This is a genomic window from Larkinella rosea (assembly GCF_003858635.1).
GTDB classification, from domain to species: Bacteria; Bacteroidota; Bacteroidia; order Cytophagales; family Spirosomataceae; genus Larkinella; species Larkinella rosea.
Window position 1 is genome coordinate 1,232,191 of sequence record NZ_RQJO01000009.1, and the last position, 15,279, is coordinate 1,247,469.

Annotated in this window: 11 protein-coding genes; 2 read left to right on the forward strand and 9 right to left on the reverse strand. The window is 49.4% G+C overall.

The features are described 5' to 3' along the window. Positions 1-86 precede the first annotated feature (86 nt). From EHT25_RS20760 to EHT25_RS20780, 5 genes are all read right to left on the reverse strand, one after another. Entirely contained in the window at positions 87-1,958 is a 1,872-nt protein-coding gene (locus EHT25_RS20760) for a RagB/SusD family nutrient uptake outer membrane protein (RefSeq protein ID WP_124877031.1), read from the reverse strand. A gap of 27 nt (positions 1,959-1,985) precedes the next feature. Continuing rightward, positions 1,986-5,327 (reverse strand): TonB-dependent receptor, encoded by a 3,342-nt coding sequence (locus EHT25_RS20765; RefSeq protein WP_124877032.1) that lies wholly within the window; start codon positions 5,325-5,327, stop codon positions 1,986-1,988. Positions 5,328-5,440: 113 nt separating this feature from the next. Then, positions 5,441-6,529: a FecR family protein gene (locus EHT25_RS20770; RefSeq protein ID WP_124877033.1), complete on the reverse strand. Its 1,089-nt coding sequence runs from the start codon at positions 6,527-6,529 to the stop codon at positions 5,441-5,443. A 51-nt stretch (positions 6,530-6,580) separates the two neighbouring features. Continuing rightward, a complete protein-coding gene (locus tag EHT25_RS20775; RefSeq protein ID WP_124877034.1) occupies positions 6,581-7,243 on the reverse strand; it encodes an RNA polymerase sigma-70 factor in 663 nt (220 codons plus the stop codon). Between the two features lie 566 nt (positions 7,244-7,809). Further along, positions 7,810-8,880 (reverse strand): glycoside hydrolase family 43 protein, encoded by a 1,071-nt coding sequence (locus tag EHT25_RS20780; RefSeq protein WP_124877035.1) that lies wholly within the window; start codon positions 8,878-8,880, stop codon positions 7,810-7,812. A 943-nt stretch (positions 8,881-9,823) separates the two neighbouring features. Between EHT25_RS20780 and EHT25_RS20785 the strand changes: the two genes are divergently transcribed. Continuing rightward, on the forward strand, positions 9,824-10,228 hold the full coding sequence (locus EHT25_RS20785) for a response regulator (RefSeq protein WP_124877036.1): 405 nt from the start codon (positions 9,824-9,826) through the stop codon (positions 10,226-10,228). 39 nt (positions 10,229-10,267) lie between these two features. Here the strand turns inward: EHT25_RS20785 and EHT25_RS20790 are convergent, their stop codons facing one another. From EHT25_RS20790 to EHT25_RS20805, 4 genes are all read right to left on the reverse strand, one after another. After that, positions 10,268-11,230 carry a threonine ammonia-lyase gene (locus tag EHT25_RS20790; RefSeq protein ID WP_124877037.1) on the reverse strand — a complete coding sequence of 321 codons (963 nt, stop codon included), beginning with the start codon at positions 11,228-11,230 and terminating at the stop codon, positions 10,268-10,270. A gap of 60 nt (positions 11,231-11,290) precedes the next feature. Then, positions 11,291-12,133 carry an alpha/beta fold hydrolase gene (locus EHT25_RS20795; RefSeq protein ID WP_229311692.1) on the reverse strand — a complete coding sequence of 281 codons (843 nt, stop codon included), beginning with the start codon at positions 12,131-12,133 and terminating at the stop codon, positions 11,291-11,293. Positions 12,134-12,277: 144 nt separating this feature from the next. Beyond that, positions 12,278-12,754 carry a methylated-DNA--[protein]-cysteine S-methyltransferase gene (locus EHT25_RS20800; protein WP_124877038.1) on the reverse strand — a complete coding sequence of 159 codons (477 nt, stop codon included), beginning with the start codon at positions 12,752-12,754 and terminating at the stop codon, positions 12,278-12,280. 113 nt (positions 12,755-12,867) lie between these two features. Then, the gene (locus tag EHT25_RS20805; RefSeq protein WP_229311694.1) at positions 12,868-14,085 is read right to left on the reverse strand and encodes a PQQ-dependent sugar dehydrogenase; all 1,218 of its coding nucleotides are present in this window, start codon (positions 14,083-14,085) and stop codon (positions 12,868-12,870) included. Positions 14,086-14,378: 293 nt separating this feature from the next. Between EHT25_RS20805 and EHT25_RS20810 the strand changes: the two genes are divergently transcribed. After that, positions 14,379-15,203 (forward strand): serine O-acetyltransferase, encoded by an 825-nt coding sequence (locus EHT25_RS20810; RefSeq protein ID WP_124877039.1) that lies wholly within the window; start codon positions 14,379-14,381, stop codon positions 15,201-15,203. The last annotated feature ends 76 nt before the right edge of the window (positions 15,204-15,279 follow it).

The window sequence follows — 15,279 nt, forward strand, 5'->3', positions numbered from 1 at the left end:
AGTGAATTAGTGATTGAGCGAATTTTACAATAACTCACTCAATCACTAATTCGCTCAATAACTCAATGAAACATTCACTCAATTGCTTAATACCCTTCATTTTGGGTCATGGCCGGGAACGACAGGTCAATTTCGCCCTGCGGAATCGGCCTCAGGTAATGCTTGTCGCTGATGGCGGCACTTTTGGCGGCCCAGGGATTGTATTTTTTGACCCGTTCGACCAGTTTGCCCGTCCGTTTCAAGTCAAACCAGCGGGAGTACTCGCCCATAAGTTCGCGGGCGCGTTCATCCAGAATGAGGTCGATTGAGATGTTGGCCGCGGTCGCCCGGTACGAAACCGTTTCCAGTGATTTAAGATTTTCCGGGGTCTTGGCACAGAGCGGATCCACCCCTTTTTTTGATAGCGCCCGATCCAGCACTTTGTTGTAATAGACCTCGGCCGCACCGAGTTTTCCGTTTTTAGCCCCTTTTACAATGGCCTCAGCGGCAATGAGATACGCTTCGGCTGAACGGAACACAATCTCATTGAGCGTCCCAAAGGCGTCGCCGTACGTAATACCGGGCTGCCAGAACTTCCACATCATGGGATAATCGCCGGGAAAACCGCTCACGTTAACCGTACTGCCATTGATGAAACCGTAGCCCCCACCGTATTCTTCCAGATTGACGACCGAGTAATTCTTCTTGCCGCCGTAATCGATCCCCCGGTCGGCCTGGGCCACCGCCGGTTTGTTCCAGGGACGGAAATAAACGACCGTATCTCCCGCTTTAATGTCGATTTTGAGGTTTGGGTTAACCGTCGGCAAGGGCTTGAATCCGGCCACCGCCTGCAGGGCATAGCCCACTTCGACAAAATTCCAGTCGTACCGCGAATCGTTGTCCGGATCGAAAAACCGGTACGCGGCCGGGTTGGTAATGTGAAACGGCTGATGCCGGTTGTAGTCGGAGGTCCGGCCTTTCGTACCGGGATAGCCTTCGCCACTGCCCCCGAAAACGGAGTGCAGATTACTTCCACCGGCGACATCCTGCGTAAAGGCCGGATCGGTTTTGTTGGTCAGCACATCGGTATTGTATTGGACCGCAAAGACAATCTCCGCGTTCTTGTCGTTCTGGGCTCCGGTATATTGCTTCAGCGGATTTTCGGTATGCGTCGGGAACAGGGCGCTGTAGGTTGCGGCCAGCGGATAGGCGTCGATAATTTTGTCGGCATACTGAAGGGCCAGGTCAAAATCGGCCGCCGTGCCCCCCAGCGCACTTTTGAAATTCCAGCCGCGTGTTAAATAGACCCGGGCCAGCAGAAACTGCGCGGCTCCTTTCGTGGCTCGTCCGTAGTTCGACGCCGTTACCGGAAGCTTGGCTTCCGCATCCGTTAAATCGTCCAGAATCTGTTTGTAAATTTCGGCCGATGCAACCCGTTTGGCCTCTTTGCTGGCCGTGGTGGTCTCTTTTAACGGCATGGGCACATCCCCCCATTGCTGCACCAGGTAGAAATAACACAGAGCCCGTAAAAACTTCGCTTCCCCAATGCGGGCGTCTTTGGTGGCCTGCACCATCGTGGTGATGCCATCGGCCCGGCCCAGTGCGGTATTCGTCCGGGCAATCTCGGCGTACAGCAAGGTCCACAAACTTTGTAATTCGCCCAGGGTTGCATTCAGCCGGACATCATACTGCTCCAGCGGACTCGTATTCAAGGTTGCAAACTTGGGATCACTAAAACCGGCCTGGGAGAAAATGTCCGTCCCGTTCAAAACCAGAGTGCGGTTCTGATGGATGTTGCGCAGTAACGGATAACAGGCCCGGATTAAATCTTCAAAACCCGCTTCGGTGGCATAATAGACGTCGGTTGTTAGATTGGTAACGGGCTTTTCAATCAGAAAATCCTCTTTACATCCCGCGAAAACCGTGCATAGGAATGCAATCGCGGAAGTCGTAAACCATTTATTAAGTAGTGATTTCATCGCTCTATACTGAGATTTAGGACAAGATTAGAAGCTGAGGTTTATGCCCAGCGTATACACCGCCGACGGAACATCATCCTGGTAAATGGACGAGTTGAATTCAGGATCAAATCCGGTGAATTTGGTAATGACAATTGGGTTCAGAACTTGCCCGTAAACCCGGGCGTTCGCGACTTTCCAGCTATCGAGCAACTTTCTGGGCAGGGTAAAGCCCAACGTGATATCCGAAATACGTAAGAAGCTGGCATCCTGATAGTTGATGGCGCTCCGATACGGGTTGGCAGCCACCACGCCGAAATACGTATTGGAAGGATTATCACTGCGCCAGTAATCGAGCGAAGCCAGCTTGTTGTACCGGGTGCTGTTCATTTCGCCGAAGGTTCCGGCCAGCGTGTTGTTGCTGTACTGCACCCCGTTCCGATAGTATGTAAAGAATGAAAAGTCGAAGCTTTTGTATTTAAACCGGTTGGTGACGCCCAGAATCCAGTTGGGAAGCTGCGTGCCCAGAATGACCCGGTCGTCGATGGCGTCGGTCGAGGAAATTTGCCCGTCGTTGTTCTGGTCCACCACGCGAACCGAACCGGGTTCCTGCTTGTATTTGGCCGCCAGTTCTTTGTCGGCCGTTTGCCAGATTCCTGCGAACTGGTAGTCAAAATTGGATTTAATCGGTGAACCGACGAAAAGTTTATTCCCTTTGTCAGCCGTCTGTCCGTTCCCGTATAACGACAGCAGCTTATTCCGGTTTAGGGTGAAGGCAAGGGTGCTGTTCCAGTTAAAGTCCTGATTCGTAATGTTTACGGTGTTGAGGGTGAGTTCAATCCCCCGGTTTTGAATAACACCCACATTGGAAACCACCTGGTTAAAGCCCGTAACGGTGGGGATTTTCTGGTTCAGAATCAGGTCGACGGTTTTGCGGTTATACAGTTCCAGCGATGCGGCAATGCGGTTTTTAAAAAAGCCAAAATCGAGTCCCAGGTTCAGCTCTTTGCTGCGTTCCCATTTCAGGTCTTTGTTGGCCAGATTGGCCGGTGCAAAACCGTAGGCCGCCGTTCCGTCGAAATCGTAGCCCGTATTAATCAGGCTGGCCTGTGTACTGTAGGGATTTACTGTCGAGTTGCCCACCTGTCCGTAACTTAACCGCATCTTCAGGTTCGAAAACACGTGGAGGTCATTGATAAAAGGCTCATCGCCCAGCCGCCAGGCGAACGCAACGGAGGGAAAAAATGCCCATTTGTTGCCCTCGGCCAGTTGAGATGCCCCATCCGAACGACCGGTTACGGTCAGCATATACTTGTCGTTGAACGTATAATTAATGCGCCCCATGAACGACAGCAGCGACCGTTCGGTGAGGGAACTGGCATACCCGGTAACAGTTCCGGTCGACAGCGCAAACCAGTCCGAGGCATAGGGCAGGTCTTTGGCGGCAATGGTGTAGGTTTCGTTGCGCTGATAAAACGCACTTTGTAAGCCCGTTACAGCCAGTTTATGTTTGCCCAGGTCCAGGTTATAATTGATGATGTTATCGAGGGTGTAATTGCCCATCGTCCGGTTATCATACTGCGCCCGGGGTTTGGTACCGATCTGTGACTTAGACCATTGCCCCCGGAAGTCACCAATTTTGGTGGTGCCGTAAGAGGCTGAAAGCGAGGAACGAAATGTCAACCCTTTTACAATCGCCACTTCCGCATACGCGTTTCCCAGCGCATTCAGAACCGTCGTTTGCAGTTTGGAATTGACCGGATCGACGTCTACCAGCGGGTTAGGCACCTGCTTGTCGTTGATCCCCATCCAGTACGCATACCCGCCGATGTTGAAATCCGAGTTTTCGGAAGGATTAGCCAGGTCGGAGAAGTTGACGGTTCCGGTGGGGCGGGCGCGGTAGGCCCCCCGCAACGATTCCTGCGAACCGACGTTCTGGTTGCTGTAGGTTAAATAGGAGGTAAATCCAACCTTAACCCGCTCGCCCAGCTTACTATCCAGACCGGCATTCAGGTTATAGCGCTTAAAACCGGTGTACAGCACGTTTCCGTTTTCGTTCAGATAACCGCCTGAAAACCGGTAGGTTGTCTTTTCACTACCTCCCGATACGCTGAGATTCTGGCTGGTCTGAAGGCCTGGGCGGGTAATGAGATCGACCCAGTCGGTGGTTCGGCCGCTTTTTATATTGTCCAGTTCGGCGGCCGTAAACGTGGCGCCCGTAGACCCTTCCAGCACGCGATCGGTATACGTCGCTTTGTAAAACTCCTGGGCATTCATCAGTCGGGGAATATGGGCGGGCGTTTTTACGCCAATGTAGCTGTCATAACTGACGCGCGGCTTGCCCGACAGGCCCTTTTTGGTGGTAACGATCACGACTCCATTCGCGCCCCGGGCCCCATAAATGGCCGTCGAGGAGGCATCTTTCAGGACGTCCATCGATTGAATGTCGTTGGGATTCAGGTTGTTCAGGTCACCCCCAATCAATCCGTCGATGACCACCAAAGGCTCGGTTGAATTGTTGATGGTGTTTTCACCCCGAATGGTAATGGAATAACCGGCTCCCGGTTTATTGCTCGATTTGGTGACCGTGGCCCCCGCAACCTGGCCCTGAATAGCCCGGGCGGCCACGACAGGATTGGCCCGGACAATGTCTTTCGACTGAACCGACGCAACCGCTCCCGTCAAATCCGTTTTTTTGATTTCGCCGTAACCGACTACGACAATCTCTTCCAGTTGTTTTAAATCGGCCATTAAAACAATGTCAAAATTGGTCCGGTTACCGACTTCAATATTTTGGGTCTCATAGCCGATAAAACTGAAGATCAACGCAGAACCCGGATTGTCGACGGACAGCGAAAAACTTCCATCCGCAGCGGTGGTTGTGCCTCGGTTTGTTCCTTTTATGATGATACTGGCGCCAATGATTGCCTCGCCTTTTTCATCTTTAACACTTCCTTTTACCGGAATGTCGACCGAACTGGCCACGGGTAAAACCGTTGACGCATTCTGAATAAATCCCGTTTTAGGTTCGGCCCGATTCAGAACGATTTGTTTTCCCAAAACCCGGTATTCCAACTGGAGCGGTTTTAAGACGTTTTCCAAAACCGTACCCAGGGTTGAATTATCCAGATCCAGGGTTATTTTTCGTTCAGACCGAATCAGGTTGGAGCTATAAACGAATCGGATTTCGGCCGATTTTTCGATTTCAATCAGGACCTTTTTGACCGGCTGGTTTTCTACTTTCAAACTAATCCGCCGATTAAGCAATTCCTGGCCATAACCATCATGAGCGACTGAAATGCCAAAAAACAACAGTGAAAGCAAAAGTTGGGAAAGAAGTATTCGCAGGGTTTTCGGCGGGATTTTGAAAAATCGTATACTTTTTTTCATGGATTATAAGCGGGTTTAATTGGGTTTAGGAAAACGGTACAAGTCCAGAGAACACTTGCCGAATGAGTCACCGGCAAGAAAAACATCGCAAACGTCGACCAAAGGCTGATTCATCAAAGACAGCCTTTTGAATTCAGAATTATTTTATTGTCCACTTCTTTATAAGTGGCTTCCAGAGCCGAGCAGATCAATTCGAGTTTTTCCAGCAAAGGTTCATCTGAAAGATGAGCAGTTAGACGACATTTGGCAAGCTTTTCCTGATCGAAAACTATGTCAATGGCATACGCTTTTTTCAATTCCGCTAACACTTCGCTAGCGGGAGCTTCGTCAAAATTGAAGGTCAGTTTTTGGATAGGGAGTCTGAGTTGCTCCGGTGTAATAAGGGTTGGTTTGTCTATTTTAAAATCGTTTCCGTTTACTTTTACTTTTTCGTTGGCATTTAAGATCAATCCGTCAAGCGAATGGGCGGTTATTTTTTGATTTTTATCGGTGTCGTGCTGAAGAAAAATGGCAACCCTTCCGGTTTTAACCATCACCTCCATCGAGGACCCGGCCTGCCGGTTGGTTACCGAAAAGCTGGTACCTAATACTTTGGTAATTAATTCATTGGCATACACGAAAAAGGGTCGATCCGCATTTTTCTTTACTTCGAAAAAGGCTTCACCCGCTAAAATAACTTCTCGTTTTGTCTTGTTATATTGCTTCGGCGAATAGCATATTTTACTGTTTGGCTGTAAAATTACTGAGCTTTTATCCGGCAAATTGACCAGGATGGGCTGCGAAGTTGTATTTACTTTTTCGTAGATTTCGCCCGTTTGACTCTTCGTGGTTTTAACCAGTTTATTATACGTGACAGGCGATGGTTTTTGAAGTTGAAACCAGCCAAAAAACGTTGCAATCAGAATTACAGAAGCGGCTGCCAGCCATTTACTATAGTGGAAAAAGTTAATTTCTTTCTCAACCGGACTGCTTTCGATCAGGCCAGCGGGTGGATTATTGATATTCAGGTATACTTTTTCCAGGCCCCGGTCGGCATCAAAAACATACTGCGGGTGTTGCTGTTCCCATTCATCCAGATAGTGGTAATACAGTTCATTGTTGTGTGGATTTTCGAGCCACTCTTCAATCATTTTTCGCTGGATGGATGTACTCCTTCCATCGAAATAATCGAACAGGATCTTCTTCGTTAATGATGTGTTCATCTTGGATGTTTATAACAGAAAGTGTATCTCATTGCGCTGAGAATTAGGTTATTACTGAATAAAATACATTAGAGAAAATACGAGTAAATAATCGGACTTTAATTCTTCTCTGATTTTAGCTAAAGCGCGGCTGATTAAGCGCTCGACGGCGCTGACGGTCAGTTGCATTTCGAGGGCGACCTCCGTGTATTTTTTGCCTTCTAATCGATTCAGTTGAAACGCCCGCTTCGATTGTTGTGGCAGGCGTTGAATGGCAGCATCCAGTTTCTGACTCAACTCATGAAACTGGGTAATTTCGTCGGGCCGCAAAACCGTCGTATTGTTGTAATTCTGAAATTCTACGCTGCTAGATTCAAAGGTTGTATTTCGATTTAATTCAATTTTCAGGCAAGTATGTGCTCTGTTTCGGACGGATATGTATAAATAAGATTTATAGGATGATGTGATTTGTTCATACACTTTATTGTTCCAGAAGTTGGTAAAAACTTCCGCAACGATATCTTCCGCCGTTTCCTTTGCATAAACATACCGGATCGCGTGATTACACAAATTCGTATAATATTTACGAAAGAGTAATTCAAATCCTTCTTTGGGTGATTTATCGAAGCAAGCCTTGATAAAGTATTCGTCAGAAAAAATTTTAGTCTCTGCCGAAACACCGAATATGTCTTTCCCTATGGAAAAATCATCGCTTTCCTGCTCCGCTAGGTTCATCGGTTTATCAGTTATTTACGTGCGGTATAAGTTGAGATCTTCGGTGAGTTCGACGGGATTTAAAACCCATTCCATCCATTGCACAAACCGCATCTTATCTTTTATCCTAACGTACGGTTAAATGGATCGGATCGATCAGGCCACCAATCAACTAGTTAAAACTCGGTTGTTGAGTCTGAAATAAGCGCGCTGGCCAGTCAAAACCGCTGTGGGATCGGAAAAGAAATTGAAAGCGTCCATTTGGGCTTCTCATTTCAATGTCGGATCAATACGAGTGGTTGTCCCGGCCAGAGGACTTATCTAAAATGTTCTAATTCAAAGACAAAGTTTTATTATTTTACCCCACACTTTCTTAAAGATTATTTGTAAAATTTTGGAAAAGCCTTTTTTCGACAAAACCGTCGGGACTTACTTGTGGTGGCAAGTTCAATATGGGTATTATTCCCGGAAGGTGATTTTAGCGTGGTTGGCGGCTATAAAATGGTGAGGGCCCTGCCCACTTAGAGCCGCTAGACCCAGGGCGATAAGGGGAATGGAATGAAAAGTAGAAACTGCATCGTGCGCCGTTACCTGGCCACTGAGGTTGGTTTTTGCAGAGGTGTTCCGACGGCAGCGGGTATACCAAAGTCCGGACTGCCATCTGCTTTCCAGCCAAACCGTTGAGCGCGGGGCGTTCGGTCTTTGCAAGCCTTATTGGCTTCGGTTTTTGCGTGATACACAATCCAGTCCTCCTGGCCGTCGGACGATTGGGTAAAGCAGTTGTGACCGGGGCCAAATACGTTGTGAGCCGCAGACTGGGCAAAAACGGGCTGATCTGATTTCGTCCAGGAGGCCGGGTCCAGTAAATTACTCGTTTCGGCGGCTGTCAGCATCCCCAGCGAATAATTGTCGTCCCAACACGCGCTGGCTGAGTAGATGATAAAAAGTTTCCCCCGTTTTCCCTTCAAAAACTGGGGACCTTCGCAAATCTCCCGCCCATCGTATTTTTCCCACGACAAGGTGGGCCGCGCTAGTTCTACCTGCTTCGTACTGATTGTCCAGGGGTTAATCATCTCGGCAATGAACAGATTACTTTGCGGACCGACATATCCCGAATACAAAAAATAGGTTTTGCCCTGATGTTCAAAAACCGATCCGTCGAGTCCGGTATAGTTGGTATTCAGCTTGCCTTTATCGGTCCAGCTGCCTGCCAATGGATTGGAGGCTTCGTTCTCCAGCACAAAAACGTACCGATTCAAATCACCCGGTTTTTCACGGTCTGTCGCTGTATAATAGAGATACCACTTTCCGTTTAAGCGGTGAAGTTCGGGAGCCCAGATATCTTTCGAATTGGGCCCGGAAGCGGGCGGTGACCAAACGACCTTTTTTTCGGCATTGGTTAAACTGGTGAAATCTTTCGTGCGCCAAAGCGTTAAGTTTCGGCCCGTTGTGTTCGTATAATAATAATACCCATCCTTAAAAAGAACCCACGGATCAGCTCCGGCAGTCAGAAGGGGATTGGTAAAGGTCGATTCCTGGGCGCGATTCTGTCCAAATAGGGGAGTGGATAAACCGACAATGCTGAGGAAAACAAAAACCGTTCTGGCCGTGGAAAGGATCAATACGGCAGAAACTATTCTGGAGATAATTGGGTTCATGGATACCGATTTTCGTGGTCCAATTTTGGTAAACTATGCCAAAAATCAAAGCGAGTCTTCGGCTGATCGGCAAAGTAAACGGTCAGTAATCGCAATTCCCGTCGATTTAAAAACCGGTTATCGATAACCGGTTTTTGATATAAATTCTACCGCTTTCAGTCGGTTCGATCAAAGGTGTCTTCGCAATAGGCCATACCAACGGCTTAGAATTAACTTTTTTCTAAGATGGCTCTAAGTATTTTCTAATATGGGGGGGCCTACTTTGTGTCGGGAATAAGTGGAGCAGATTTAGCCTCCTGCTCTTGTTGCTTTTTGAGGGTAAAGACATGGGAAATGAGATGAAATAGTAAATCGGTTGACTTTCAGCGGTTTTCTGCCTTTCTCTTGTCCTCATTTCTTTACGCTCAATGCAATAGAAGGTTTTTGGCGAGTAAAATTGCTAATTTCAGGTGATTTCGATAGCCGGTTGCATCATGGAAACCGGCTATTTTTTTGCCAAAAAATTCTAATATAATTCTAATCGCAGTCTAAGGGTTATTTAAAATGACTACCCCATCTTTGTGGGAAGGCTATCCACATTTAACCCCATCAACTGAATATGTCCTGGTTTGAATATAGCAAGTGTGTACTTAATAAAGTTGATTTTGACCGGCGGCTTTTTCGGAAGGAATTGCGAAAACTGCTTCGGTTACTTTCTCACCCGGAACGACTCCAACTGCTTCAGTGGTGTCGTCTGCAGGTTAAGCGAAAACAGGTACTTATCAATACTTAAAAGGGAGACTTTGGAGAAACGGATTCAGTCAGTCTCCAGTCGCAAGTCTCCCCGCTGATTTTGTGTTTTCTTTTGCGTTTTAGGTAGAAAGGGAGTAGCCGGTCCGTGAAAAGGATCGGCTATCTTGTTTAGATTGGTTCGGGCGAATGTTCACTAAAACCGTGGTTGATCATGCAGTTGAAAAACAATCTCATTTTTATTGTCGATGACGACGACGATGACCGGTTTATGCTCTGGCAGGCATTTCAGAAAAACCAGCCCCGTTGCCTGCTCTTTACATTTTCAGACGGGCAGGAATTGCTGGATCACCTCAGCGACTATTACGATGTGCCGGACCTGATTATTCTGGATCAGGACATGCCGGTTATGGACGGGTTTGCAACGTTAAAGCGCCTGAAGAAGAGCAGTCGGCTTCGGTCCATCCCGACCGTTATTCTTGGCTCTTCGTTAGCACCTGGCGAAAACCGGGGAGGCAACGAATCCGGTGCAGATGCGTTGCTGATCAAACCGACGCGGTACAGCGAGCTGGTTCAACTGGCTAGCCGCTTGTGTCCGGCAAACCGGTCGTACAGCTAGGGTTTCCGTCAAGCATTAAACCGTGATTTGCCCGGATGGTTAGAAAGGCAGCTTTCCCAGGTCGGTGTTTCCCCCGGTCAGAATGATACCTACTTTTTGCCCGGTAAATTGCGCTTTATTTTTGAATAAAGCCGCCAGCGGAACCGCGCTGGAAGGTTCGATCACGATCTTCATCCGTTCCCACACCAGGCGCATGGCGGCACTAATTTCTGCATCCGAAACCGTCAGAATATCCGTGACGTGTTCGCGAATGTAGCCTAATGTCCGTTCACTCAGGCTGGTCAGTAAACCGTCGGCCAGGGAATTGATGTAAGGCGCTTTTTCCACTTTTCCGCTTTTGAACGACAACACCGCGTCGGCAGCACCTTCCGGTTCTCCGGCAAATACTTTCGTTCGTGGACTGAGGTAATGCGTTGATAAAGCCGTGCCGCTGAGCAAACCGCCCCCGCCAACCGGAGCCAGGATGGCATCAAAGAACGAGTCATAGTCGGCATCTTCGATCAGTTCTTTGGCCGCCGTTGCCTGTCCGGCAATTACGCGATCGTCGTCGAACGGGTGAACCAAAACCGCTCCCGTGCGTTCGATCACTTCCCGAACGCCCGCTTCCCGGGCTTCGAGCGTGGGCTCGCATTCGATGATTTCGGCCCCGTAGCCTTTGACAGCGTCTTTCTTCACCTGAGGAGCGGTCCGGGGCATCACGATGTAGGCTTTTATACCCACCTGGCGGGCGGCAAACGCAACGGCCTGTGCGTGATTTCCCGAGGAATGCGTCGTAACCGGACCCATCGTCCGACCGTGGTAGCGTTCCTGTTCCGAGAGCTGCAAAATGGCATTCAAACCGCCCCGTGCCTTGAACGCACCGATTTTCTGGAAATTTTCCGGTTTGAAAAAAATATGGACTCCGCTGAGTTCATTGATGGTCTGATTGGTCAGGATGGGCGTCCGGTGAATGTGGGCGCGAATGCGGTCGTGGGCCGTCCGGATGGTTTCGAGGGTTATCATATCTTGGGGTAGAGACGCGATTAATCGCGTCTGTACAGGCATAATCGCGTCCGTACAGGATTAATCGCATTGTAAAATTAGGTTTTTAACCATTCCGCTATGGGAATTGGTAATCAGGTGACCCGCTTCGGGCAGAAAAATAAATTCTGCCGGTTTGCCGGCGAGCACTTTTCGGGCGTAATCAAGGTTCGAGGGATCGACCAGCCAATCCTTACCACCCTGCATCAGCGTTACCGGTACGTTCAGCGTGGGCCACAAAGGCTCCAACTGCTTCAATTCGGCAACGTGCGAATATTTTTCGGCGGTTGCCAGGTTAATGTGCCGATCGAGAAACCACTGAACCGGGGTCATTCTGCCCCATTTCGAAAACCAGAAAAACTTCTCTTTGGCCGGATCGAGTGGCGAAGAAATCAGGAACAAATGCTTGATCCGACTCGGATATAGCATGGCCAGACGGGCGGCAATGGGTGCACCATACGACCGGCCCAGCACAATGGCCGGTTTGCCGGAATGGTTCAGATTCAGGGCGTGGGCAATCCACCGAGCCTGTTTGGTGATGGACGTAACGGCTTTGCGGCCCTTTCGGGATTTCCCGTAACCCGGTCGATCGACGGATAGAATGTGAAACCGGGTGTGCAGTAAGCTGTCGTCAATCATACGCAAATACCCGTACCATGAACCGGGGGCGCCGTGAATCAACAGCAGGGGAGGCAACGTATCCGAACCAATGCTGGCCACGTATAATTTCAAACTATCATTCTCAATCGTGAAAAAAGTCGGTTTGACCGCCTTAGTGGCAAAGTGCTCCTGAATCTGCCGGTCGCTCATCCGCCATTTACGGAAAAAACAACCGCTAAGACTTGTAACCAGCAGGAGGAGGAATAGGGTATTAAAGAATTTCACAAAAACGATGCGCTATGAATGAATGGGTTTACGGTTTTTACCAATCGGCTGCCACACTCTTCGCCCGGACGGTACATTCAAAAAAAGAACGCATCGGCCGCCGACACGTCGGCCCGGCGAAAACCGTATACTGAAACCGGTAAACTAGAACAGACTCAACTGACCATTAGCAACCTGCTCGTGCTCCAGTAGCCATTTTTTCCGGCCTAATCCACCGGCATACCCGGTCAGGTCGCCGTTGGAGCCAATAATCCGGTGGCAGGGAATGATAATCCAGATCGGGTTTCTTCCATTGGCTGCCGCCACCGCCCGAATGGCTTTTTCGTCGCCCAACCGCCGGGTCAACTCGAGGTATGACATCGTTTTTCCGTATGGGACTTCCCGCAGCATTTGCCAGACCGCCCGCTGAAAGGGTGTTCCCTGAGGACGAAGCGGGAGGTCAAACGATCGACGCCGATTCAGGAAATATTCCTCCAATTGCCGCGCACATTTGTGCAGTACGGCGGGAACAAAGGCCGAATCGGGGCCGGGCTCGTTGCTAACCCGGACACTCGAAATGCCGTCTTCGTTGCCGCTGATGACCGCCAGGCCAACCGGTGTATGGATCGTTGTCGTATACATGATAGTAATTCCGGGTTACAACTACCAATCTACAGAAAATTGGCAAAAAAAAGACAGATCCCGTTCGGAATCTGTCGATGATCGCCAGGAATATTGTAAAGGCGTTGAACGCATTATTTTGCCACGAACCGCCGGATGGTGCCATTGCTGTGATCAAGCAGGTAGACTTCCTGGTTGGCATCCTCGCCAAAAGCCGAAACCGGACCGCCATCGCTGGTAATTAGCTGATTACCGGTTTTTTTATCCCCGTCGAAACTGATCGCCCATACTTTACCGCTGCCGAAATCCGCGTAAAGGTATTTCCCCTGCAAGTCTGTCAGGCGGTTGCCACGGTATACCACACCTCCCGTAACCGACACGCCCTCGCTGCGCGGATACTGGTGGATGGGTTCGATGAGCTGGCCCTGGTTGCAGTCGTTTTTCGGATTAAAACATTCCTGACCTTCTTTCAGCCGCCAGCCGTAGTTACCGCCTTTTTTAATGATGTCGATTTCTTCGAGTGTGTTTTGCCCCACATCACCCGCCCAAAGCTGCCCGGTTTGTTTATCGAAACTAAACCGCCAAGGGTTCCGCAATCCGTAGGCGTAAATTTCGGGAAAGGCATTGGCGTTCCCCACAAACGGATTGTCGGCCGGAATACCGTAATTGCCCTTATCGGTTTTGTTGACGTCAATGCGCAGCATCTTTCCCAGCATGGTTTTCAGATTCTGCCCGTTGTTTTGCGGATCACCACCACTGCCGCCGTCGCCCGCAGCGATGTACAGAAAACCGTCGGGACCGAAGGCTATTTTCCCACCGTTGTGGTTGGTGTAGGGTTGTTCAAATTTAAACAGAATGGCTTCCGTCGCCGGATCGACCTGGTTACTGCCCGCCGTTGCTTTGTAGCGGGCGATGACGGTTTCGCGGGGATTATTTTTGGTATAGTTGACGAAAAAATACCCGTTCTGTTTAAAATCGGGGTGAAACGCCAGCCCAAGCAATCCCATTTCGCCCCCGGAGGCCACTTTACTGGCAATATCGAGAAAGGTTCCGGCGGTTTTGACGGCGGAATTATTCTCGAAAACGCGAATCCGGCCTTCCTGCTCGATCACAAACAGGCGATTGGTGCCGTCGCCCGCGTGGGTGAATTCGACCAGATTACTAAATCGCAGGGCGGGAAATGCATTTTCCAGTTGAACCGTAGCGATAGGAGCGGTCGTGCCCGGTGTTTCGATGGTTTTGTCCTCATCGGCCTCGCGTGGCTGACAGGCCAGCGACACCAGGAAGGCAAAACTGACTGTTGCGGCCAGGGAGCTGCACAGGGTAATCGCCGTTTTTTTGAGGTATGACATCGTAGTCTTCATCAAGTTCGTTATATTCGTCATAGCAAGTTTTTAACCAAAGGAGTCACCGAACTTTTTGGCAGTGTTTTTGTTTCTTTTTCAACGTCTTAGGCATTTTTTTGTTGTCAATGTCCGTTTTTAGTCAAACCAGGGGCTGTTGTTGTCTTTCCACATAATCGGGGCGGGTGATACACAGTTGGTTTTGAACAGGTTACCCTTCGGAAGAAGGATTTTTTTTGCGGTGACGTTTCATTACCCGATCGATTTGACGCTATCTATAGACTTTATCCTGTTACCATTCCATGACTGCTTCCAAACAGCAACAATTCTTTGAACGGATGGCGACTCAAAACGCCAGTTACCGGTATTATCTTCCTTCCAAACCCGATGTAGGCCGGTTCATCGATAACCTGATCCGTTTTTTGTTTCCCATTACCCAGGATTGCAGATCATTGGTTGCCAGTACGGCGGATACGTATCATGAGCTGAATAACCGGCTTTCCTGCCTGCTAAAACCGCTGTCGGAGCATCTGCCGACTGATCGGGAAATGATTGTTGAGCAGTTTTTTGATTACCTGCCAACTACGTATGAAGAGTTACTATTGGATGCGCAGGCCATTTCCGCTTTTGATCCGGCGGCATCGGGCGTTGAGGAAGTGATTGCGATTTATCCGGGATTCTATGCCATTGCGGTTTACCGAATCGCGCACGTACTGACGGACCTGAATGTGCCGCTGCTGCCCCGGATGATGACCGAATACGCGCATAGCCATACGGGAATTGATATTCACCCCAACGCCGAAATTGGTTCGTCGTTTTTTGTCGATCACGGAACAGGGGTCGTCATTGGCGAAACGGCGGTGATTGGCTCCAATGTGAAAATTTATCAGGGGGTTACGCTGGGGGCAACCAACGTGGCCAAATCCATGGCGTCGAAAAAACGGCACCCAACCATCGAAGACAACGTCATCATTTATGCCAACGCCACCATTCTGGGTGGCCGAACCGTGGTGGGGCACGATTCCATGATTGGCGGTAACGTATGGCTGACCCAAAGTGTCGAACCCTACTCCAGGGTGTATCATACCAGCCAGATCGAAGTGAGGTCGCTGACGTCGGAATCCTGAGCGGTTCACCGGTTTTTAGTTTATGGTCGACGCTGTATCGGGCTTATTCCCAGTGGGTTCGCGTTGAATATGGGAT

What these genes read in the sequence shown, in the direction of transcription:
- EHT25_RS20760 (WP_124877031.1), bottom strand. Translation starts at nt 1,958, where the DNA reads ATGAAATCACTACTTAATAAATGGTTTACGACTTCCGCGATTGCATTC.
- EHT25_RS20765 (WP_124877032.1), bottom strand. Translation starts at nt 5,327, where the DNA reads ATGAAAAAAAGTATACGATTTTTCAAAATCCCGCCGAAAACCCTGCGA.
- EHT25_RS20770 (WP_124877033.1), bottom strand. Translation starts at nt 6,529, where the DNA reads ATGAACACATCATTAACGAAGAAGATCCTGTTCGATTATTTCGATGGA.
- EHT25_RS20775 (WP_124877034.1), bottom strand. Translation starts at nt 7,243, where the DNA reads ATGAACCTAGCGGAGCAGGAAAGCGATGATTTTTCCATAGGGAAAGAC.
- EHT25_RS20780 (WP_124877035.1), bottom strand. Translation starts at nt 8,880, where the DNA reads ATGAACCCAATTATCTCCAGAATAGTTTCTGCCGTATTGATCCTTTCC.
- EHT25_RS20785 (WP_124877036.1), top strand. Translation starts at nt 9,824, where the DNA reads ATGCAGTTGAAAAACAATCTCATTTTTATTGTCGATGACGACGACGAT.
- EHT25_RS20790 (WP_124877037.1), bottom strand. Translation starts at nt 11,230, where the DNA reads ATGATAACCCTCGAAACCATCCGGACGGCCCACGACCGCATTCGCGCC.
- EHT25_RS20800 (WP_124877038.1), bottom strand. Translation starts at nt 12,754, where the DNA reads ATGTATACGACAACGATCCATACACCGGTTGGCCTGGCGGTCATCAGC.
- EHT25_RS20805 (WP_229311694.1), bottom strand. Translation starts at nt 14,085, where the DNA reads ATGTCATACCTCAAAAAAACGGCGATTACCCTGTGCAGCTCCCTGGCC.
- EHT25_RS20810 (WP_124877039.1), top strand. Translation starts at nt 14,379, where the DNA reads ATGACTGCTTCCAAACAGCAACAATTCTTTGAACGGATGGCGACTCAA.